Source organism: Streptomyces sp. NPDC008079, from assembly GCF_042957385.1.
Taxonomy (GTDB): Bacteria; Actinomycetota; Actinomycetes; order Streptomycetales; family Streptomycetaceae; genus Actinacidiphila.
In genome coordinates, this window is record NZ_JBIBIC010000006.1 from 370,072 (window position 1) to 391,056 (window position 20,985).

Annotated in this window: 16 protein-coding genes; 12 read left to right on the top strand and 4 right to left on the bottom strand. The window is 72.9% G+C overall.

Annotated elements, in window-relative coordinates; all coding sequences use genetic code 11:
• Window positions 1-35: 35 nt before the first annotated feature.
• On the top strand, window positions 36-2,174 hold the full coding sequence (locus ACFZAM_RS16745) for a primosomal protein N' (protein ID WP_391046663.1): 2,139 nt from the start codon (window positions 36-38) through the stop codon (window positions 2,172-2,174).
• Between the two features lie 465 nt (window positions 2,175-2,639).
• On the opposite strand, the gene ACFZAM_RS16750 is transcribed toward ACFZAM_RS16745, so the two are convergent.
• Window positions 2,640-3,194, bottom strand: coding sequence for a hypothetical protein (locus tag ACFZAM_RS16750; protein ID WP_355348803.1), 555 nt, complete (start codon window positions 3,192-3,194; stop codon window positions 2,640-2,642).
• 280 nt (window positions 3,195-3,474) lie between these two features.
• Between ACFZAM_RS16750 and def the strand changes: the two genes are divergently transcribed.
• From def to ACFZAM_RS16775, 5 genes are all read left to right on the top strand, one after another.
• The gene (def, locus tag ACFZAM_RS16755) at window positions 3,475-4,047 is read left to right on the top strand and encodes a peptide deformylase (protein WP_391046667.1); all 573 of its coding nucleotides are present in this window, start codon (window positions 3,475-3,477) and stop codon (window positions 4,045-4,047) included.
• A 95-nt stretch (window positions 4,048-4,142) separates the two neighbouring features.
• Window positions 4,143-5,075 carry a methionyl-tRNA formyltransferase gene (fmt, locus tag ACFZAM_RS16760; RefSeq protein ID WP_355348809.1) on the top strand — a complete coding sequence of 311 codons (933 nt, stop codon included), beginning with the start codon at window positions 4,143-4,145 and terminating at the stop codon, window positions 5,073-5,075.
• Window positions 5,076-5,182: 107 nt separating this feature from the next.
• Entirely contained in the window at window positions 5,183-6,628 is a 1,446-nt protein-coding gene (locus ACFZAM_RS16765) for a transcription antitermination factor NusB (protein WP_391046670.1), read from the top strand.
• A 141-nt stretch (window positions 6,629-6,769) separates the two neighbouring features.
• Window positions 6,770-7,186: a YciI family protein gene (locus tag ACFZAM_RS16770; protein WP_391046673.1), complete on the top strand. Its 417-nt coding sequence runs from the start codon at window positions 6,770-6,772 to the stop codon at window positions 7,184-7,186.
• Window positions 7,186-8,331 carry a DUF6596 domain-containing protein gene (locus ACFZAM_RS16775; RefSeq protein ID WP_391046676.1) on the top strand — a complete coding sequence of 382 codons (1,146 nt, stop codon included), beginning with the start codon at window positions 7,186-7,188 and terminating at the stop codon, window positions 8,329-8,331. The genes ACFZAM_RS16770 and ACFZAM_RS16775 overlap by 1 nt, the downstream gene beginning before the upstream one ends.
• 26 nt (window positions 8,332-8,357) lie before the next feature.
• On the opposite strand, the gene ACFZAM_RS16780 is transcribed toward ACFZAM_RS16775, so the two are convergent.
• On the bottom strand, window positions 8,358-10,508 hold the full coding sequence (locus ACFZAM_RS16780; protein ID WP_391046679.1) for an MMPL family transporter: 2,151 nt from the start codon (window positions 10,506-10,508) through the stop codon (window positions 8,358-8,360).
• A gap of 182 nt (window positions 10,509-10,690) precedes the next feature.
• Here ACFZAM_RS16780 and rpe point away from each other — a divergent pair, with 182 nt between their 5' ends.
• The 4 genes from rpe to ACFZAM_RS16800 all read left to right on the top strand — a co-directional run bounded on the left by rpe (window position 10,691) and on the right by ACFZAM_RS16800 (window position 13,636).
• Complete coding sequence (gene rpe / locus ACFZAM_RS16785) at window positions 10,691-11,365, top strand: ribulose-phosphate 3-epimerase (RefSeq protein ID WP_355348824.1); 675 nt, start codon at window positions 10,691-10,693, stop codon at window positions 11,363-11,365.
• 138 nt (window positions 11,366-11,503) lie between these two features.
• On the top strand, window positions 11,504-12,517 hold the full coding sequence (locus tag ACFZAM_RS16790; protein WP_355348827.1) for a sugar-binding domain-containing protein: 1,014 nt from the start codon (window positions 11,504-11,506) through the stop codon (window positions 12,515-12,517).
• Between the two features lie 316 nt (window positions 12,518-12,833).
• Window positions 12,834-13,277, top strand: coding sequence for a ribonuclease domain-containing protein (locus ACFZAM_RS16795; protein WP_355348830.1), 444 nt, complete (start codon window positions 12,834-12,836; stop codon window positions 13,275-13,277).
• Window positions 13,274-13,636 carry a barstar family protein gene (locus ACFZAM_RS16800; protein ID WP_355348833.1) on the top strand — a complete coding sequence of 121 codons (363 nt, stop codon included), beginning with the start codon at window positions 13,274-13,276 and terminating at the stop codon, window positions 13,634-13,636. Before ACFZAM_RS16795 ends, ACFZAM_RS16800 begins: the two co-directional genes overlap by 4 nt.
• Window positions 13,637-13,762: 126 nt before the next feature.
• Here ACFZAM_RS16800 and ACFZAM_RS16805 read toward each other — a convergent pair whose 3' ends face one another.
• Window positions 13,763-14,947 carry a lytic polysaccharide monooxygenase gene (locus ACFZAM_RS16805; RefSeq protein ID WP_391046684.1) on the bottom strand — a complete coding sequence of 395 codons (1,185 nt, stop codon included), beginning with the start codon at window positions 14,945-14,947 and terminating at the stop codon, window positions 13,763-13,765.
• A 278-nt stretch (window positions 14,948-15,225) separates the two neighbouring features.
• Between ACFZAM_RS16805 and ACFZAM_RS16810 the strand changes: the two genes are divergently transcribed.
• Window positions 15,226-16,467: a cellulose binding domain-containing protein gene (locus tag ACFZAM_RS16810; protein WP_391046686.1), complete on the top strand. Its 1,242-nt coding sequence runs from the start codon at window positions 15,226-15,228 to the stop codon at window positions 16,465-16,467.
• A 94-nt stretch (window positions 16,468-16,561) separates the two neighbouring features.
• On the opposite strand, the gene ACFZAM_RS16815 is transcribed toward ACFZAM_RS16810, so the two are convergent.
• On the bottom strand, window positions 16,562-20,062 hold the full coding sequence (locus ACFZAM_RS16815) for a ricin-type beta-trefoil lectin domain protein (protein WP_391046689.1): 3,501 nt from the start codon (window positions 20,060-20,062) through the stop codon (window positions 16,562-16,564).
• Between the two features lie 623 nt (window positions 20,063-20,685).
• On the opposite strand from ACFZAM_RS16815, the gene ACFZAM_RS16820 reads away from it, so the two are divergent.
• The gene (locus ACFZAM_RS16820; protein ID WP_355348845.1) at window positions 20,686-20,856 is read left to right on the top strand and encodes a hydrophobic protein; all 171 of its coding nucleotides are present in this window, start codon (window positions 20,686-20,688) and stop codon (window positions 20,854-20,856) included.
• Window positions 20,857-20,985: the final 129 nt, after the last annotated feature.

The window sequence follows — 20,985 nt, forward strand, 5'->3', positions numbered from 1 at the left end:
GCGAGTGTGTCCGAGGGGTCTGTAAGAATCGCAAGGTGAGCAGCGAGAACGGTCAGGACGCCGAGCCCCCCGCAGGGGAGCAGCTCGCGCTCATTCGGGAGACCGTCAAGAAGGCGAAGGAGCCCAAGGCCAAGCCGCGGACATGGCGCGGGGCGGCCCTCGCCGAAGGGCTGCCGGTGGCACGGGTGCTGGTCGACAAGGGGCTGCTGCACCTGGACCAGTTCTTCGACTACGCGGTGCCGGCGGCCATGGACGAGGAGGCCAGACCCGGCGTACGGGTCAGGGTCCGCTTCGGGGCGCGCGTGGTGAAGGGCAGGAGAGAAGGCGGCTCGCTGCACGACGGCTTCATCGTCGAACGGCGGGCCGAGAGCGACTTCCGCGGCCCCCTCGCCCCGCTCGCGCAGGTGCTGTCGACCGAGCAGGTGCTGACCCCGCCGCTGCTGAAGCTGTGCCGCCAGGTCGCTGACCGGTACGCCGGAGCGCTCGCCGACGTCGTCCAGCTCGCCGTCCCGCCCAGGATGGCCCGCGCCGAGCGCGATCCGTCACCGGGACCGCTGCCGGACCCGGCGGCGCCGGAGCCGGGGAGCTGGCAGCGGTACGCGACGGGCCCCGCGTACCTCCAGGCGCTGGCCCGCGGCGACACGCCCCGCGCGGTCTGGCTCGCGCTGCCCGGACCGCACTGGCCGCGCGAACTGGCGGTGGCCGTCGCCACCACCCTCGCCTCTGGCCGCGGCGCCCTGGCCGTACTGCCCGACGGCCGGTCCGCCGCCCGGGTCGACGCGGCGCTGACCGAACTGCTCGGCGAGGGCCGCCACGTCCTGCTCACCGCCGACGCGGGCCCCGAGGAGCGGTACCGGCGCTGGCTGGCCGTCAGCCGCGGCGCGGTACGGGCCGTCGTCGGCACCCGCGCCGCGATGTTCGCGCCCGTCACCGACCTCGGCCTCGTCGCGCTCTGGGACGACGGCGACTCCAGCCACGCCGAGCCGCACGCCCCGCAGCCGCACGCCCGTGACGTCCTGCTGCTGCGCGCCGCCGAGGAACGGACCGCGTTCCTGCTCGGCGGCCTCACCAGCACCGTCGAGGCGGCCCAGCTCGTGGACAGCGGCTGGGCGCTGCCGCTGGCGGCCGGCCGGGACGAGGTACGGGCGGCGGCGCCGCTGATCCGCACGGTCGGCGACGGCGACCAGGCCAGGGACGAGGCCGCGCGCGCCGCCCGGCTGCCGTCGATCGCCTGGCAGGTCACGCGGGAGGCGCTGGCGCGCGGCCCGGTCCTCGTCCAGGTGCCGCGCCGCGGCTACGTACCCCGGCTCGCCTGCGACAACTGCCGCGAACCCGCCCGGTGCACCGCCTGCGCCGGGCCGCTCGAAGTCCGCGAGCAGGGCGGCACCCCGCACTGCGGCTGGTGCGGGCGGCCCGCCGCCGACTGGCACTGCCCCGAGTGCGGCGGCTTCCGGCTGCGCGCCCAGATCGTGGGCGCACGGCGCACGGCCGAGGAGCTGGGGCGCGCCTTCCCCAAAGTGCCGGTACGCACCTCGGGGCGCGACACCGTCCTCGCCTCGGTCGGCGCGGCCCCCGCGCTGGTCATCGCCACCCCCGGCGCCGAACCCGTCGCCGACACCGGCTACGCGGCGGCCCTGCTGCTCGACGGCTGGGCGCTGCTGAACCGGCCCGACCTGCGCGCCGGTGAGGAGGCGCTCCGGCGCTGGGCGCACGCCGCCGCCCTCGTACGGCCCGCGGGCGAGGGCGGCACCGTCGTCATCCTCGGCGAGCCGACCCTGCGGCCCGTCCAGGCCCTCGTCCGCTGGGACCCCGCCGGGCACGCCCTGCGCGAGCTGGCCGAACGCGCCGAGCTGCGCTTTCCGCCGGTCTCCCGGATGGCCTCGGTCGTCGGGCCCCCGGCCGCCGTGGTCGACCTCCTCGACACCTTGCGGCTCCCGCCGGGTACCGACCAGCTCGGGCCCGTGCCCCTGCCCGTCCCCACGTCCGGCCCCGGCCGCACCCGCCGCCACGGGGAGCCGCCGCCCGGCGAGCAGTGGGAACGGCTACTGCTCCGCGTGCCCCCCGGCACCGGCTCCGCCCTCGCCGCCGCCCTCAAAGAGGCCCAGATCGCTCGCGCCACCCGTGGCGCCTCCGACCCGGTCCACGTCCGCATGGACCCCCCCAACATCGGCTGACCGGCTCCGCCGGGGGTTCCCCACGTTCCCGGTGACCCGGTTGACCGCCCCGAACGGCCCCTGTCCCGCGACGGCTTTCCCGCGCCCCTGGCGGGGGCTGTGCCTGTCGTTTGCGCACGACGGCTCGTCGTGGCTTGTCGCGCAGTTCCCCGCGCCCCTCAAAAGACCGGCGCCACCGCCACGTGCACGACCACGTGCGCTCACCCCACGCGGCCGAGAGCCCCGCCAGGGGCGCGGGGAACTGCGCGACGAGCCACGACGGACCGTCGTGGGAAGCGGACCGCGTGTCCCAGGGCCCTGGGGGGAGGGTGGGGGAAGGCACGGCAAGCCGCGACGGGCCGTCGTGGGGGAAAAGGGGGCAACCCCCTCCCGGAAGCGCGCCGCAGGCGCGCGGTGCCCGACCTGTCGGCGTGGCGGGCGGCGGCGGGACTACGGCGCGGAGGAGGGAGGGGGGAGGGGACGGCGTCAGCCGTTGCGCGGCCCGGGGAAGGACGTGACGGCGTCCTCACGGTCGTCGCGTGGCTCACGCGCTTCCAGTGCCCCCAGCGGAAGCGGGCCCGGCGGAAGCGCCCCCGGCATGGAACGGGCGGCGGGGACGGACGCGAGGGGCGCGGGGCTGCCGGTCACCACCCCGTGCCCGGAGGCGGCCTGCTCGTCGGGTCCGGGAGGCGCGCTGCGGCGCCCGCCGTACCGGCGGTGCACCGCCTGTTTGGTCACGCCGAGCGCGGAGCCGACGGCGTCCCAGGAGAACCCCAGGGAGCGGTCGAACTCCACGGCCGCGGTGACCAGGGTCTCCACGCTGTCGCGCAGCTCCTGAGCGAGCCGGACGGTCGGGGCGGGCGCGCGGCCGTACACGACGAATCCGGCGGTGGGGCCGCTGCGGCGCGGCCGGTAGACGTTGCCCAACTGGGCGGTCAGGGTCCGCAGCGCGTCCACTTGGCGGCGGACCCTTTCGATGTCCCGCACCAGCAGGTGCAGGCTGGCCCGTGCCTGGGCGTCAGGGGTTGCGTGGTCGGGCATCAACAAGCCTCTCCAACCGGCGGTTACTTAAGGAATGGGCCGTGTGCATTGACCCGAATTCGGGCAAACTCTCTTGACCAACGCGCCAGCCGCCCATGGAGTCACGCAGCAAGGGGCGCAGCCCACCCCTCGGGGGGCGCGCGGCCGGGCGCGCACCCCCGCCACGGCGGGCCGAACGCGCCTCTAGAATTGACCCCTGCCCCGTCCCCGGGGCGGTCAGGACGGCCGGCACCCGGCGTCCGGAGCCGCCGCCGTACGCCCGTTCCAGGAGACCGCCGCCGTGTCCGTCAAGCCCATCCGCCTCTTCGGTGACCCGGTGCTGCGCATGACGGCGCAGCCGGTCACGACCTTCGACAAGGAACTGCGCACGCTCGTGCAGGACTTGACCGACACCATGCGGGACGCGCCGGGCGCGGGCCTGGCCGCGCCGCAACTGGGCGTCTCCCTGCGGGTGTTCACCTACTTCGTCGAGGGCGAGCTGGGCCACCTGATCAACCCGGAGCTGACGCTCAGCGAGGACGAGCAGGACGGTCCCGAGGGCTGCCTGTCGCTGCCTGGCCTGACGTACGACTGCAAGCGCGCGTACGGCGTCGTCGCCAAGGGCCGCAACATGTACGGCGACCCGGTCACGATCGAGGGCACGCAGCGGCTCGCCCGCTGCATCCAGCACGAGACGGACCACCTGGACGGGGTCATCTTCATCGACCGGCTCGACACCGAGCAGCGCAAGGCCGCGCTCAAGGCGATCCGCGAGGCGACCGAGGGCCCGGACGGCATCTGGCGGGTGCCGGGCGAGAACAGCGTGCCGCAGGTGAAGATCTCGCCGCACGACACCTTCGGGCGCGGGCAGTGACGCCCGCCCCCTGACGGCGGCGAGCCGTCACGCCGTCGCGCCGTCAGGCCGAAAAGCCCGCCCGTGAACCACCATCGAGAGGCACACCCCGCACGATGAGGCTCGTCTTCGCCGGCACCCCCGAGGTCGCCGTACCCGCACTGGACGCACTGCTGGCCTCCGACCGGCACGAGGTCGTCGCCGTCGTGACCCGGCCCGACGCGACGGCCGGGCGCGGCCGCAAGCTGCTGGCCAGCCCCGTCGCCGAGCGGGCCGCCGAGGCCGGCGTCGAAATCCTCAAGCCCGCGCGCCCCCGCGACGAGGACTTCCTCGCCCGGCTGCGGGAGATCGCCCCCGACGCCTGCCCGGTCGTCGCCTACGGCGCGCTGCTGCCCAAGGCCGCGCTCGACATCCCCGCGCACGGCTGGATCAATCTGCACTTCTCGCTGCTGCCCGCCTGGCGCGGCGCCGCGCCCGTGCAGCACGCGGTCATGGCAGGTGACGAGGTCACCGGCGCGTCCACCTTCCTCATCGAGCAGGGGCTCGACTCCGGGCCCGTCTACGGCGTCCTCACCGAGGAGATCGGCCCGACCGACACCAGCGGCGACCTGCTCACCCGGCTCGGCCGCAGCGGCGCCGGGCTGCTCGTCGCCACCATGGACGGCATCGAGGACGGCCGCCTCGTCGCCCGGCCCCAGCCCGCCGACGGGGTCACCCTCGCGCCCAAGATCACCGTCGAGGACGCGGCCGTCGACTGGACGGCGCCCGCGCTCCGCGTCGACCGCCTCATCCGGGGGTGCACCCCCGCGCCCGGCGCCTGGACCCTGACCTCCGGCGAACGCCTCAAGCTCGGGCCCGTCCGGCCCCAGCCCGACCGCGTCGACCTCGCCCCCGGCGAGCTGAGTGTCGCTAAGAACGCCGTGTACGTCGGGACCGGGAGCCACGCCGTACTCCTCGGAGAGGTGCAGCCGCAGGGCAAGAAGCGGATGGCCGCCGCCGACTGGGCCCGGGGCGCCCGCATCCCGTCCGGCTCCCGCCTCGGGGCCTAGGGCGGACACGCCCTGGGGCCTGTCCGCAGGGCAGAAGTACGCCCCGCGCCGCAGGCGCTTAGGGTGGACGGCGACCGACCTTCGTAAAAATCGGAGCACCTTCACACGTGAACGACCAGCCGCGCCGCCGCCCGCAGGGCAAGCCGTACCGCCGACCCCAGCGTGACCCCGTCAGAATCCTGGCGTTCGAGGCGCTGCGGGCGGTGGGGGAGCGGGACGCGTACGCGAATCTGGTGCTGCCCGGCCTGCTGAAGGCGGCGGAGGCGGAGGCGGTGAAGAAGGGCCGGGAGTTCGACCGGCGGGACGCGGCGCTGGCGACAGAGCTGGTGTACGGGACGCTGCGGCGGCAGGGAACGTACGACGCGGTGATCGCGGCCTGCGTGGACCGGCCCTTGCGCGAGGTGGACCCGCCCGTGCTCGACGTGCTGGCGCTGGGCACCCACCAGCTGCTCGGGACGCGTATCCCGACGCACGCGGCGGTCTCGGCGAGCGTGGAGCTGGCCCGGGTGGTGCTCGGCGACGGCCGGGCGAAGTTCGTGAACGCGGTGCTGCGGAAGGTCTCCGCGCACGACCTGGACGAGTGGCTCGAACTGGTCGCGCCGCCGTACGACGAGGACCCCGAGGACCACCTGGCCGTCGTGCACTCGCATCCGCGCTGGGTCGTCTCGGCGCTGTGGGACGCGCTCGGCGGCGGCCGGGCCGGGATCGAGGACCTGCTGGCGGCGGACAACGAGCGGCCCGAGGTGACACTGGTCGCGCGCCCCGGCCGGTCGACCGCGCGCGAGCTGATGGAGTCGCTGCCGCCGGACACGACGGAGCCCGGCCGCTGGTCGCCGTACGCGGTACGGCTGGCCGAGGGCGGTGACCCGGCGGCCGTGGACGCGGTCCGCGAGGGCCGGGCCGGCGTGCAGGACGAGGGCAGCCAACTCGTCGCCGCCGCGCTGGCCGCCGTCCCGCTCGACGGCCGGGACGCCCGCTGGCTCGACGCCTGCGCGGGCCCCGGCGGCAAGGCCGCGCTCCTCGCGGCCCTCGCGGCCCAGCGCGGCGCGGAACTCGTCGCCGCCGAGAAGCAGCCCCACCGCGCCCGCCTCGTGGCCCGCTCCCTGGCGGGCAACCCCGGCCCGTACCAGGTCGTGGTCGCCGACGGCACCCGCCCCGCCTGGGCCGAGGGCTCCTTCGACCGCGTCCTGGTCGACGTGCCCTGCACCGGCCTCGGCGCGCTCCGCCGCCGGCCCGAGGCCCGCTGGCGACGGCGCGCCGAGGACGTACCCACCTTCGGCCCCCTCCAGCGCGGCCTGCTCACCGAGGCCCTGCACGCCGTACGCGTCGGCGGCGTCGTCGGCTACGCGACCTGCTCCCCGCACCTGGCGGAGACCCGCGCCGTCGTGGACGACATCCTCCGCGACGACCGCGCCCCGGCCGCCGAGCGCATCGACGTACGCCCGCTGCTGCCCGGTGTCCCCGCCCTCGGCGACGGCCCCGACATCCAGCTCTGGCCGCACCTGCACGGCACGGACGCGATGTACCTCGCCCTCCTGCGCCGTACGGCCTGACCGCCCGCCGGGAGCCGGTCGCCCGCGTTCAGCCGCGCGGGCGAAAAACATCCGGCGGCGATGTCGAGAACCCGCGCACGGCTCCGTCCCCGAGGTGAAGCGCGACCACAATGGGCCGCATCCGCACCGAGGAGAAGCACCATGGCGAAGTATCTGCTGCTCAAGCACTACCGGGGCGCCCCGGCGTCGGTGAACGACGTACCCATGGCGCAGTGGACGCCCGAGGAGATCTCGGCGCACGTGACGTACATGAACGACTTCGCGACCCGCCTCGAGGAGACCGGCGAGTACGTCGACAGCCAGGCGCTCGCCCCCGAGGGGACCTTCGTGCGGTACGACGGGGAGGGGCGTCCGCCGGTCACCGACGGGCCGTTCGCCGAGACCAAGGACGTCATCGCCGGGTGGATGGTGATCGACGTCGACAGCTACGAGCGGGCCCTCGAACTGGCAGGGGAGCTGTCGGCCGCGCCCGGCGCCGGGGGGAAGCCGATCCACGAATGGCTGGAGCTGCGTCCGTTCCTCGGCGCCCACCCCACCGTCACGGGGTGCCCCCACTGATGGACGAGGCTCTGGTCAGGAGCCTCACCCCGGCAGTGCTCGCGATCCTCGTCCGGCGCGGAGCCGACTTCGCGGCGGCCGAGGACGCGGTGCAGGACGCACTGGTCGAAGCGGTACGCGTCTGGCCCGACGATCCGCCGCGTGACCCGAAGGGCTGGCTGGTGACGGTGGCCTGGCGGCGGTTCCTCGACGCGACGCGGGCGGACACGGCCCGGCGCAGGCGTGAGGACCGGGTGGACGAGGAACCGGCGAGCGGGCCCGCCTCCGGCGCGGACGACACCCTCCAGCTCTACTTCCTGTGCGCGCACCCGTCGCTGACCGCGTCGTCGGCGGTCGCGCTCACCCTGCGGGCCGTCGGCGGCCTGACCACCCGGCAGATCGCCCAGGCGTATCTGGTGCCCGAGGCGACGATGGCACAGCGCGTCAGCCGGGCCAAACGCACCGTCTCCGGCGTGCGGTTCGACCGGCCGGGCGACGTCGCCACGGTGCTGCGGGTCCTGTACCTGGTCTTCAACGAGGGCTACTCCGGCGATGTCGACCTGTCCGCCGAGGCCGTCCGGCTCACCCGGCAGCTCGCGGCCGTGATCGACCACCCCGAGGTGGCGGGGCTGCTCGCCCTCATGCTGCTGCACCACGCCCGCCGGGCCGCCAGGACCGCGCCCGACGGCAGCCTCGTACCGCTCGCCGAGCAGGACCGCGGCCGGTGGGACACCGGGGCGATCGCCGAGGGCGTCGAGATCCTTCAGGCGGCGCTGGCCCGCGACCGGCTGGGCGAGTTCCAGGCCCAGGCCGCCATCGCGGCGCTCCACGCGGACGCGCCGACGGCCGAGGAGACCGACTGGGCGCAGATCGTCGAGTGGTACGACGAACTGGCGGCCCTGACCGACAGCCCGGTCGTCCGCCTCAACCGGGCGGTGGCGGTCGGCGAGGCGGACGGCCCCCGCGCCGGTCTCGCGGCGCTCGCCGCCCTCGACGACACGCTGCCCCGGTACACGGCGGTGGCCGCGTATCTCCACGAGCGCGACGGCGATCTGGCGACGGCGGCCCGGCTCTACGCGCAGGCGGCCCCGAAGGCGCCGAACCTCGCCGAGCGCGACCACCTGACCCGGCAGGCGGCCCGGCTCAACACCCGCCGCGAGCGCTGACGCGCCCGTGATCCGCCGGACAGGCCCTAACGGCTGTCCGCTGGCTGCTCCCGGTCCTCCTCGCGCGCCTGCGCCGGGGCGGCACGGGGCGAGTCGAGCCTGCTCGGCCACCACACCCGGTGGCCCAGGTCGAGGGTGATCGCGGAGACGAGCACCGAGCGGACGACGAAGGTGTCGAGCAGGACGCCGAAGGCGACCGCGAAGCCGATCTCGGCGAAGCCGACGACCGGGAGCGTGCCGAGCACCGCGAAGGTGCCCGCGAGGACGAGTCCGGCCGAGGTGATCACCCCGCCGGTGGCGGCGAGACCGGTACGGACGCCGTCGCGGGTGCCGCGCCGGACGGTCTCCTCCCGGATGCGGGTCATGAGGAAGATGTTGTAGTCGATGCCCAGCGCCACCAGGAACACGAAGACGAACAGCGGGAACGCCGTGTCCTCGCCCGCGTATCCGAACACGTGCCGGAAGACCAGCGAGCTGACGCCGAGGGCGGCGCCGAAGGACAGCACCACCGTGGCCATCAGCACCAGCGGCGCCACCAGGGCCCGCAGCAGCAGCGCCAGGATCAGCAGGACGACCAGCAGGATCAGCGGGATCAGCAGCTTGTTGTCGCGGCTCGCCGCCTGATTCGTGTCCTTCTGCACCGCCGTCCCGCCGCCGACCAGGGCGTCCGCGCCGGGGACGCGGTGCAGGGTGTCGCGGGCCAGCCGTACGGTCCGCTGGGCGGCCCCGCTGTCCGCGCGGTCGGCGAGAGTGGCCTCCAGGTAGACCCGGCCGTCCCTCCGCGCGGCCACGCCCGGCGGGGTGCCGACCGAGCCGGGCACGACGCCCTTCACCGAGGCCAGCGCCGTACGCACCTCGTCGGCGGCGCCCGCCCGCGCGATCACCACCAGCGGCTGGCCGCCACCGGCCGGGAAGTAGCGGGACTGCACCTTCTGGCCGACCACGGAGTCCGGGGTGTCGGTGAAGCTGTCCGCGCTGGACAGGCCGGTCGCCTTCAGCGAGAAGAGTCCCAGGCCGAGCGCGCCGAGCACGACCACCGTCGTGATCCACACCGACCGCGGCCGGTGGCCGACCGCCGTGCCGATCCGCGACCACACACCGGCCTCGGTCGGCTCCGCGCTGCCCACGTGCGGGATCGCGGGCCAGAACACCCAGCGGCCGAAGATCACCAGCAGGGCGGGGAAGAGCGTGAGCATCGCCAGCAGGGCCACCGCGACACCGATCGCGGCGACGGGGCCGAGCCCGGAGGTCGAGTTCATGTCGGCGGCCAGCAGGCACAGCATGCTCAGCGCCACCGTGGCCGCGCTCGCGATGATCGCGGGGCCCGCCCGGTGCAGGGCGAGCGCCATCGCCTCGTGCCGGTCCTCGTGATCGCGCAGCTCTTCGCGGTAGCGGGCGACGAGCAGCAGCGCGTAGTCCGTCCCCGCGCCGAACACCAGGACGGTGAGGATGCCCGCGCTCTGGGCGTTGACCACCAGACCGGCGTGCTCGGCGAGGAGGTAGATCACCGCCTCCGACGTGAACAGCGCGCCGATCACGGACAGCACCGGCACGAAGAGCAGGCTCAGGCTGCGGTAGGTGATCAGCAGGATCACGACGACGACGGCGAGGGCCGCGTACAGCAGGGTGCCCTCGATCCCGGCGAAGGCGTCGGCGGAGTCCGCGGAGAAGCCGCCGGGGCCCGTGATGTGCGTCCTGAGCCCGTCGTCGCCCTGCCCGACGGTGGACCTGAGCTGCTCGACCGCGTCCGCGATGGTGCTCCAGCCGCTCGGGTCGATGGTGATCGGCACGATGAGCAGCGCGGCGCGCGGCGCGGTCCGCCGGTCGAGCTGCGGTCCGACCGTACGGCTGCCGACGATGCCGTGCGCGGTCAGCGACTTGACCGAGGCGGCGTCCGCGCCGACCTTCGCCACATCCGCGTCGGTCAGGCCGCCGGGCCGGGAGTACACGACGACCGCGGGCGCGCTCTCCGGCACGAACTGCTTCTGGAGCTCCAGCACTCGGGTGGACTCCGCCTTGCTCGGCAGCCAGCTCGCCGAGTCGTTCTTCTGCGCGTCGGTGAGTTTCTGGGCCAGCGGCGAGACCACCACCAGCACGACGATCCACAGGCCGAGCACGACCCACTTGCTCCGCCGCCCGCAGACGACGTGCGCTATCCGTCCCGCTCCGCCCGCCATGAGTGCCCCCCGGGCCCGCTCGTGGTGTCGTCCCCCCGCCGTCCGACGCGACGCCCTGGGAGCGCCGGACCGTGCCGGAGAGTGATCGGCACCAGCATGGCACTGGCGTTCGTGCCGTGTCCGAGGGTTGGCGGGACCGGTGGGTGGGAACACACGTCCTCCGGATCTGGTTTGCTGGACCCATGAGCGTGCAGATCAACCCCAGCATTCTTTCCGCCGACTTCGCGCGGCTCGCCGAGGAGGCGAAGGCGGTCGAGGGCGCCGACTGGCTCCATGTCGACGTGATGGACAGCCACTTCGTGCCGAACCTCACGCTGGGGGTGCCGGTCGTGGAGTCCCTGAGCAGGGCGACGGAGACGCCGCTCGACTGCCACCTGATGATCGAGGACCCGGACCGCTGGGCGCCCGCGTACGTGGAGGCCGGCGCGGGCTCGGTGACCTTCCACGTGGAGGCGGCGGCGGCCCCGGTCCGGCTCGCCAGGGAGATCCGGGCGAAGGGCGCGCGGGCGTCGATGGCGCTCAAGCCCGCCACCCCGGTCGAGCCCTACGAGGACCTGCTGCCGGAACTCGACATGCTGCTGATCATGACGGTCGAGCCGGGCTTCGGCGGCCAGGCGTTCCTCGACATCATGCTGCCGAAGATCCGCCGCACCAGGGCGCTGATCGACCGCTACGGCCTCGACATGTGGCTCCAGGTCGACGGCGGCGTCTCGGCCGAGACCATCGAGCGGTGCGCCGAGGCGGGCGCCGACGTCTTCGTCGCGGGCTCCGCGGTGTACGGCACGGACGACCCCGCCGCCGCGGTCCGCGCGCTGCGCGAGCAGGCCGCCGCGAAGGCCGCGGAAGTGCCCCGGTGACGGGGGCGCCTACCGGGGGTTACCACGGGCGGAAGCGTCTTCGCTACGCGCCCGTAACACGGCACGATCTGCGAGGATGAGCGCGGAGCGGATCACATGGGGCAACGCGGATCAGATAGGCGACTGGGGAGAACCGACGTGAGCACAGGCCGCACACAGGTGCGCATGGGCCCCGGCGAGATGGTCCAGGCGGCGGCGATGGCACGTCGCTTCTACCTGGAGGGCAAGTCCAAAATCCAGATCGCCGAGGAGTTCGGGGTCAGCCGCTTCAAGGTGGCCAGGGTCCTGGAGACCGCCCTCGAACGCGACCTGGTGAGAATCGAGATCCGCGTCCCCGCCGAGCTGGACGCCGAGCGCTCCGACGCCCTGCGCGCCCACTACGGCCTGCGGCACGCCGTCGTCGTCGAGACCCCGCCCGACCAGGCGGACGCGCCCGACCCGGAGAATCTGGGCGCCGTCGCCGCCGACCTGCTCGGCGAGCTGGTGGACGACGGCGACGTGCTCGGCCTGGCCTGGGGCCGCTCCATCATCACCATGGCCAACGCGCTGGACCGGCTCGCGCCCTGCACCGTCGTCCAGCTCACCGGCGTCTACGACGTCGGCACCACCGAGCGCGGCTCCGTCGAGGCGGTACGCACCGCCGCCGCCGTCTCCGGCGGCGAGGCGCACCCGCTCTACGCGCCGATGGTGCTCGCCGACCCCGCCACCGCCAGCGCCCTGCGCGCCCAGAGCGGCATCGCCGCCGCCATGGGCTACTTCGACAAGGTCACCGTCGCCGTGGTCTCCGTCGGCTCCTGGGAAGCGGGCATCTCCACCGTCCACGACGCCCTCACCGACGAGGAGCGCGAGCACTACGCGGGCCTCGGCGTCGCCGCCGAGATGTCCTCCCACCTCTTCGACGCCCAGGGCCGCAGGGTCGGCCGCGACCTCGGCGAGCGCTGCATCACCATCGACGCCGACCGGCTCCGCCGGATCCCCGAAGTGCTCGCCATCGCGGGCGGTCGCCGCAAAGCCGCCGCCATCGACGCGGTGCTCCGCTCCGGCCTCGTCACCAGCCTGGTCACCGACACCGCCGCCGCCGACCACCTCCTGCACTCCACCGCCCCCGCCCCCCGCCCCGCCCTCGACCGCGCCGACCCCGACGGCCCCTGACCCCTCAGGCTTCGCCGCGGTACGAGGACGGCCACCAGCCCGCCGAACGACCGGAGGGGACGGGCCGGGGTGACTCCGCAGGAATGCGTTGACAGCCGGGCGCCGAATTCCGTGTGACCAGGTGTGACGCATTCCGAGGAGGCGCCCCGGCCCGGCACCGACCCACGGTCAGCCGGCGCGGGCAACCGACCCCGACCCGACGGCAACCGGCACCGCCAACCGGCACCGACCCACGGCCACCCGCGATGCCCCCGGCTTGACCCGTGCGGAGTGCCGTTCCGCGCTGGAAGTGATCAAGTGTGGCAGCATCGGCGGCATGCTGCTGCGGTCCGTTCCACGCGCGGTCGCCCCCGTGCTCGCCACCTGCCTGCTCGCTCTGTTCGGGGTCCTCCTCGGCGGCTGCGCGACCCCCACCGTCGTCCCGGCCGCCCACAGCTCCGGGCGGGCCGCCCACGCCTCGTCCACCCCCGCCTGGGCCGACGGCCACCACGTCGTGCACCCCGCCGACCTGCCCCCCGAGGCCCGCACCACGCTGGCGCTGATCGACCGCGGCGGACCGTACCCGTACAGCAGGGACGGCATCGTCTTCGGCAACTACGAGAAGGAACTGCCCGCCCGGACGCGCGGCTACTACCACGAGTACACGGTGCCGACCCCGGACGCCCCGGACCGCGGCGCGCGGCGGATCGTGACCGGCCGCAACGGCGAGATCTTCTACACCTCCGACCACTACCAGAGCTTCGAGGCGGTGCTGCGATGACGGCCACCACACCGCCGGGCGACACCCTCGTACTGGATCTGACCGGGGTCGTCGACCGTCAGTCGTTCATGGACCGCTGCACCGAGCGGCTGCACCTGCCGGACTGGTTCGGCCGCAACTGGGACGCGCTCGCGGACTGCCTGACCGACCTGTCGTGGTGGCCGGTCGGCTCCGACGGGCGGCGGCTGCGGATCGAGGGCTGGCAGGAGTACGCGGCGGCCAAGCCGCGCGAGTGGCGGATCGTGAAGGACATCCTGCGCGACGCGGAGACCTTCTGGCGCGACACCGACACCGAGCTGACCGTGGCCTTGGAGGAAGACACGAACGGGGACGCCGAAGAGAGGGACGCTCGTCCGTAGGCGCACGATGCGTTCGCACGCGAATATGAAGTACGTGAACCGGTCGCCGTTCGGGGACGGCCGCCCTGCGCCCGTCGCCCCGCACGGCAGGAGGCCGTACGGGGCGCTGTCGGGCGCTTCAGCGCGCTAGGAGAACGTGCAAGTGATCGAGCCGATGGGCGTGTTGTTGCCGGTCGAGTTGGCCGTGAATCCGAACGTCGTGGAAGCGCCGTCCGGTGGGATCGTGCCGTTGTAGGCGGCGTTGGTGACGCTGATGCTGCCTCCGCTGACCGACTGGACTCCGTTCCACAGACTGGTGATCTGCGTGCCGGTGCCGAGCGTCCAGTTCACCTTCCAGTGACTCGACGGCGAGGCGCCGTGGTTCATCACGGTGACCTGCCCCTGGAACCCACCGCTCCAGGAGTTGGAGACCGCGTACATCGCCATGCAGGAGCCGGGGTCGGTCCCGCCTGTGCTGCCGCCGGTCGTGGTGCCGCTTGTGGTGCCAGTGGTCGTGCCGGTCGTCGTGCCGGTCGTGGTGCCAGTAGTCGTGCCGCTTGTGGTGCCGCTTGTGGTGCCAGTGGTCGTGCCGCTCGTGGTCGAACCGCCGTTGTGGATGCCACTGACCTCGCCGTGACCGCCGTCGAACGCGATGTCGGAGCAGGAGAAGAAGTTCTCATTGCTGTCCGAGCGGACCCACTGGATGAAGACCATCGCGTCACCCGTACGGTTCGAGGGCAGCGTCAGGTCCCAGTAGTAGTGGCCGCCGTCGGTTCCCGGCGACCCCACCGCGGGCGGGTTGGTGGTGCTTCCGATCGACTCCAGGTCGGCCCAGGCCAGGGGAGTGGTCGGGGACCAGCCCTGCTTGGTCACATAGACACGGAAGGTGCCCGGGTGCGCGGCCCAGTTGCTGTACTGCAACTGGATCGTGGAGCCCGACGTCAGGTGCGTCCTCGGCCAGTCGGCGCGGGCCGCGTTGTAGGCCGAGAAGTCGTACGGCGACTTGTTGCCGGCGCTGCACAGCGTTCCGTCCGGGACGTAACCCTCGCCGCGACCGCCCGCGTTGGAGTCGAGCACCGCGAACCAGTTGTACAGCGACGTCGTTCCGCTCTGGGCGACCGCCGCGGCGCAGGCCGGGTTGGTCGGCGTAAGGGCGCCGGTGGGGGTCAGGGCGTCCTCGTAGCAGAGGTAGGTGCGCGAGCCCGGCATCATCGCCACGCCGTGCGCCTGCGCGGAGCCCTGGCTGAGCAGGACCGCGCCGAACGCCGAGAGCAAAAGAGCGAAGACACCGAATAACGACAGTTGCCAGCTTCTTTTTCGCTTCAAGATCATGACCTTTCCGGGAGCTTTCCCGGGGCCGCGGCGCACCGCGGCCGGGCCACCGGGACAGCGTGGGGGGAGGGAACGGGTCTGCGAGTGGGAGCGCTCCCATTTGTGAAGCTAACAGTGGATCAAGAATTCGTAAACACCTGCGGACGAGACCGGCCCGAGTCGCGCCGCGCTTGGGTCGGGCCGCATCCGTTGACAGTGTGCAGCCAGGGCGCTGTGATGGATGGGAGCGCTCCCATATGTTGTGCTCCCCCCACGCAAGCACCCCGAAAGAGGCACCTATGCCCGCTCGCACTCTCCGGTTACCACCCAGGTTGTGGACGGCGGTCGCCGCCGCCATAGCGCTGGCCGTCTCGCTCCTGATCTCGGTGCCCACCAGTGGATTCGGCGCGTCGGCGTCCGGATGCCGGGCCGAGTACACGCTCAACGAATGGCCCGGTGGCTACACCGCGCAGGTGCACGTCACCAACCTCGGCGCGGCGCTGAGCGGTTGGCGGCTGACGTGGACGTATGCCGGTGATCAGAGGATCACTTCGGCCTGGAACGCGACCGTCACCCAGGACGGGCACTCCGTCACCGCCGTCAACGCGTCCTACAACGGCGTCGTGGCAGCAGGAGGCACGGTCGACTTCGGCGTGCAGGGAACGGCTGGGTCCGCGGGCGCGCAAACCGCTGACTTCGCCCTCAACGACCTGCCCTGTGGAGGCGCCAGCACCACCCCGCCGACCACGCCCCCGCCGACCACGCCCCCGCCGACCACGCCCCCGCCGACCACGCCCCCGACCACCCCGCCTACGACGCCCCCGACCACGCCGCCGCCCACTTCGCCCCCCGCGGGATGCGACTCCGCGACGATATGCACGGGCTTTGAGGACCAGAGCGGTGCCGGTCCCGCCGGGGACTGGCGTTTCACCGCGCCCGACTGCCAAGGCACGGGAACGGCCGCCATCGACACGACAGTCGCGCACAGCGGCTCGAAGTCCCTGCGGGTGGACGGGAAGGCGGGCTACTGCAACCACGCCTTCGTCGCCTCCACCGCTGATCTGTCGTCGGTCGGCCCGGTGGTCTACATCCGTATGTGGGTGCGGCACACCACGGCGCTCCCGACCTCGCACGTCGCCTTCGTCTCCATGCCGGACTCCTCGCAGGGCGGCCGGGCGCTGCGGATCGGCGGCCAGAACGGCGCCCTGCAGTGGAACCGGGAGAGTGACGACGCCACCCTCCCGGCGCAGAGTCCGGCCGGGGTCTCGCTGAGCAGTCCGCTGCCGACCCTCACCTGGCAGTGTCTGCGCTTCGCGGTCGACACCACGGCGCCGAAGCTCGACACCTGGCTCAATGACACGCAGATACCCGGATTGCACGCCGACGGCGTGCCGACCCAGGACATCGACCAGCAGTGGCTCTCGCGCACCACGCCGCCCAGGCCGACCGCCCTGCGACTCGGCTGGGAGAGCTACGCCACGGGCGACGACACCTTGTGGTTCGACGACGTGGCCGTCGGTTCCGCGCCGCTCGGCTGCTGACGAGAGCGTCGCGGAGGTCCGTCGCGGACACGGTCGGGCAGCCGGTCTGACCGTGTCCGCGACGGGGTGGGTCACAGCGGACGGGACGTGCCGGTCAGCCGAGGCGGAAGCGCTGTGCCGCCGTCCCGTTGCAGTCCCACAACTGCACGGGATCCCCGGCCTGCTGGCCGTTGTCCTTGTCGTCGAGGCAGCGGCCCGACTGCGGATTGAACAAGGTGCCGTCGGCCCGGCTCTCCCACACCTGGGCGCCCGTGCCGTTGCAGTCCCACAGTTGGGTCCGTGTGCCGTTGCCGGTGTTGCCGCCCACCGCGTCGAGGCACTTGCCGAAGGTCCGCAGCGTGCGGTCGCCGGGCGCGGACCAGCGCTGCGCGTCGGAGCCGTTGCAGCCGGACAACTGCACGGGCGTGGCGGAGGCCGGATCGGCGTTGGTCACGTCCACGCACAGGGCAGCGGGGCCGGAGACCGCACCCGGCGGCAGCTTCCACGACTGCGCGGTCACACCGGCGCAGTCGTACAGCTGGAGCTGTACGGCGCCGGGTGTGGTGTTGCCGTCCGGCACGTCGAGGCAGCGTCCCGAGGCCGGATTGAGCAGGCTGCCGTCGGAGCGGTGCGTCCAGGTCTGCGAGGCGGCACCCGAGCAGCCCGCGACGCTCACCGGCGTACGGTTCGCCGTCCCGCCGCCCGTGGCCGTCAGGCACTTGCCGAGGAGCCGGACGGTACTGTCGGCCTGGTACGCGACCTGCTGGGCCGCGCTGTGGTTGCAGCCCCACAGCTGCACGGCCGTCCCGTCGTCGGCCACCCCGCCGCGCACGTCGAGGCACAGGCCGCCCGCGCCGATCACCTCGCCGGACGCCGGGTTCGCGGACGCGCTGCCGGACAGCGTCACGGTGTGCGAGGAGCCGAGCGGGAGCGCGCCCGTCGTCACCGTCACCGTCCTGCGGTTGACGTTCCACGACCACGCGGTCTCCGGGACCTGCGCCCCGTCGACCGAAACGGCGGTCGGCGCCTGCGAGTTGGACAGCCGCAGGGTGTAGGCCCGGGAGGTCGGCGCGCCGCTGAAGGAACCGGTCTGCGCGCCGATCGTCAGTGTCCGAGCCGTCTCACTCCACGACAGGGGCGCCTCGGTCGCCTGGCCGCTGCGATAGCCCGTACCCTCGCCGGCGTCGGAGTAGACCGAGAAGGCCCCGTCGGCACCCGCGGCGACATTCACCGTCACCTGCGTCAACGGCCGCTGCCCCTGGTTGTCGACGTAGTCGGTGCGGGTGGGGAGGATGCCGCCGGCCTTGATCAGCACCGGCATCCGGGACAGCGGACCGGTGATGGTGACGGTGGCGGGCCCGGTGTAGGTACGGCCGGTGAAGTAGTCCGTCCAGCTCCCCGGCGGCACCCACACCGACGCGGAGCCGTTGCCGCTGGAGTCGTTGGGCGAGGTGATCGGCGCGACCAGGACGTCGTCGCCGTACAGGTACTCGCCGGTGGCGCTGTAGGCGGCGTCCTGGGACGGGTAGTCGAGATACAGCGGCCGGACGATGGGCACACCGGTCGCGTTCGCCTGCTGTGCGAGCGTGTACGTGTACGGGACGAGCGCCTCCCGCAGCCGCAGGAAGGACTCGGCGCTCGCCGCGGCAGCGCCGGTGTAGTTCCACGGCAGCCGGTCGCCGTGGTCGGAGTGCAGCCGGTCCACCGGCTGGAAGGTGCCGAATTGCACCCAGCGGGCGTACAGATCGTCGGCGAGATGACCGCCGTGGAAGCTGCCGATGTCATGGCTGACATTGGAGATTCCCGCGGCGGCCTCGGCGGCGGTGAACTTCGCCTCGAAGGCGAGCATGTCCCACGTCGCGGGCGTGTCGCCGGTGAACTGCATCGAGTTGCGCCGCTCGGACCAGGGCCCGACCGGGTAGTTGCTGTTGTCGCCGCCCTCCTCCGAGCCGCCGATCCGTGCGAAGGAGAAGCCGCGCAGCCCCTTGGCCGCCGCGTCGTCCGCATAGGCCTGGTTGATCAGATTGTCCGGCCCCACATGCGGATCTGACGCGGTCGAGGCACCGCAGTTGGTGCAGTAGTCCAGCCACCACTCCCGCACGCCCTGTTGCTCGAAGGGCTGGTGCAGATCGAGATAGGCGGCCAGATGCGCCGGGTTGGACCAGTCGAAGGCGTACGTACTGCCGCCGTCGGGCAGGAGGCCGCCCGCGCGGGAGTTGGCCGCGGCGAATTTGGGGTCGCCGCTGTCGATGGTCGGGTGGATGTTCATCGACACCGCGAGACCCTGCTGCTTGGTCCAGTCGAGGAATGCCCGCGGATCGGGGAAGAGCGAACTGTTCCAGTTCCAGCCGTTCCACTGCGTCGGCGACTTCCAGTCGGTGTCCACCACCAGCCAGTCGATCGGCGTGTTCGTGCTGCGGAAGGTGGGCAGCAGCGAATTCTCGTAGTCGGCCGTCGAGTAGCCGTAGTACCGCGAGTACCACACGCCGTAGGCCGACTCCGGTAGCAGATTGGCGCCGCCGGTCAGGGAGTTGAGGTCGGCGAGGCCCTGCTTGTAGTTCTGGCCGTAACCGAAGAAGTAGCCGTCCTGGTACGGCTGGGCGCCGTGCGAGGGCCGGTCGGTCACCGCGTGCGCGCCCGACAGCAGAGCCGTCCGGGTGTCGTCCAGCAGGTACCAGCCGTCGCGATCGAGGATCCCCGGGTGCTCGGGCACCGGCACGGCCGCCGGATTGTCCAGCGTCCGGGACCAGCCGCCGAGGGTGTTCGTCGGCCCCGCGCCGTAGCCGGTCGTGGTGAGCGCCGTCGACGCGGCCGGGTACGCCGTGGTGCCGACCGGGGTGACCGCCAGGCTGTCGATGTTGACCCTGCCGGTGTCACCCGCGTTCTGCACGATGCTCAGGGTGTTGGTGCCGGCGGTCAGGTGCACCGTGGCGGACGCGGTCGACCAGGCGTTCCACGACGAGGTGGCGGGCAGGCTGAGCGCCGGGCCCGCGGTCGAGCCGACCCGGGTGGACAGGGTGCCCGTGCCGCCCGCCGCGTTGGAGTAGCGCACCCACAGCCGGTAGTCGCCGGTCGACGGCACCGCGGAGACGTCCTGGGTGAGGCCGCTGCCCGTGTGCTCGTATCCGGCGACGAAGCCGGAGCCGGTGTGCCCGGTGTGGTCGTAGGCGGCGACGCCGTAGCCGCTGAGCAGCGAATTCTCAGCCTCGCAGGCGGAGTTGACCGGGCAGTAGGAAGGAAACGCCGGTGTCGCGGTCACCCCCGTGCCCGCCATCGTCACCGTGAGGTTGGCCGCCGTGAAAGGGCCGCTGCCCCGCTTGTAGCGCAACGCCAGCCCGGACGTCGTGATCTCGCGGTACCCGTCCGCGGTGACGTCCGTGGTGACGTCGGATACGGGGAAGGACCGGTTGACGGCGTTGAACGTCGTCCCGTCCTGGAAGGCGGCGTCGCCCGCGTACTCCAGCCGCACCAGGGTCGGACTGAGCACCTCGAAGCGGGCGTTCCCGTCGGTGATGACGGAACTCGACGCCGCGGCCCGCGCCGGCGGGGCGGCCTGCCGCGCCACCGCGCTGTCGACGGCGGTGACCGACAGCAGCGCCAGGCATGAACTCAGCACGAGCGCCCGGCTCCTGCGGGGCGAGAGAGGTGATCCGACGCGGCGTGGGCGCATGGGCATGCCTTCCGTAGTCCTCGACAGAGCCTGACATCGTTGTCCATGGTCCAATTCGCCGTGCGGGAAGCGGAGTTGAGTTGACCGGCGCGACGAGGCGAGAGAGCGCTCCCTGAAGCTAGCCATTGGTCGTGTATGCGTCAATACGCCGCACGGGCCGCACGGGCCGCACGGGCCGCACACGCCGGTCGGCGGTGTGTCACTCCGGTCGACGCGCCTCGACGGCCCCGCCCCGTCCCGTCACCGCGCTGACGCAGCGCGAGACACCACCGTTCCCACCAGAGGTCGGAAACAGCCCGGATCCCCGCGGCGGTGTCCGCGCCACAGTCCGCAGCGTCCGGTCGTCATCGTGAGGACAAGGAATTGCGGAGCGGTACGGGGTGATACGGGTCTGGCGCGCACTCGGAATCGAGTGCGCCTGTCGTCGAGGCACGGTGAATGTGGCGCCCGACCGCCTGTCCCGCTCATCTCCAGGACACTTGTCACCAACTGATGGATACCGTTCCGTGACATTATCCGCGCATGTCAGTGTGGGCGTGGGGCAAGCGCGCGAGTGGGAGGTACAAACTATGGGACCGCTTCTGCTCGTTCTTCTGCTCGCGTTGATTCTCTTCGGCGCCGGGTTCGCCCTCAAGATTCTGTGGTGGGTGGCGATCGTCGTCCTGGTGGTCTGGCTGCTGGGATTCGTTGTCCGCTCGACGAATTCCGGTGGCAGCCGTGGCCGTTGGTACCGCTGGTAGCGACGCACTTCGACCTGCCACTGAGCGGTGGGGGCCCCCCCCCCGGGGGGGGCCCCCCCCGCGGAATTGGGCAACAAAAAAACAGTGTCCGGGGCGCCCCGCAATAGGGTGACGCGGTCAAAAACAGGG

Excerpts from the sequence above, each read along its gene's own strand:
- ACFZAM_RS16775 (WP_391046676.1), top strand. The coding sequence starts at position 7,186 with ATGGACGAGGCTCTGGTCAGGAGCCTCACCCCGGCAGTGCTCGCGATC.
- ACFZAM_RS16750 (WP_355348803.1), bottom strand. The coding sequence starts at position 3,194 with ATGCCCGACCACGCAACCCCTGACGCCCAGGCACGGGCCAGCCTGCAC.
- ACFZAM_RS16810 (WP_391046686.1), top strand. The coding sequence starts at position 15,226 with ATGCCCGCTCGCACTCTCCGGTTACCACCCAGGTTGTGGACGGCGGTC.
- ACFZAM_RS16800 (WP_355348833.1), top strand. The coding sequence starts at position 13,274 with ATGACGGCCACCACACCGCCGGGCGACACCCTCGTACTGGATCTGACC.
- ACFZAM_RS16780 (WP_391046679.1), bottom strand. The coding sequence starts at position 10,508 with ATGGCGGGCGGAGCGGGACGGATAGCGCACGTCGTCTGCGGGCGGCGG.
- ACFZAM_RS16795 (WP_355348830.1), top strand. The coding sequence starts at position 12,834 with ATGCTGCTGCGGTCCGTTCCACGCGCGGTCGCCCCCGTGCTCGCCACC.
- fmt (WP_355348809.1), top strand. The coding sequence starts at position 4,143 with ATGAGGCTCGTCTTCGCCGGCACCCCCGAGGTCGCCGTACCCGCACTG.
- rpe (WP_355348824.1), top strand. The coding sequence starts at position 10,691 with ATGAGCGTGCAGATCAACCCCAGCATTCTTTCCGCCGACTTCGCGCGG.
- ACFZAM_RS16805 (WP_391046684.1), bottom strand. The coding sequence starts at position 14,947 with ATGATCTTGAAGCGAAAAAGAAGCTGGCAACTGTCGTTATTCGGTGTC.
- ACFZAM_RS16770 (WP_391046673.1), top strand. The coding sequence starts at position 6,770 with ATGGCGAAGTATCTGCTGCTCAAGCACTACCGGGGCGCCCCGGCGTCG.
- ACFZAM_RS16820 (WP_355348845.1), top strand. The coding sequence starts at position 20,686 with ATGGGACCGCTTCTGCTCGTTCTTCTGCTCGCGTTGATTCTCTTCGGC.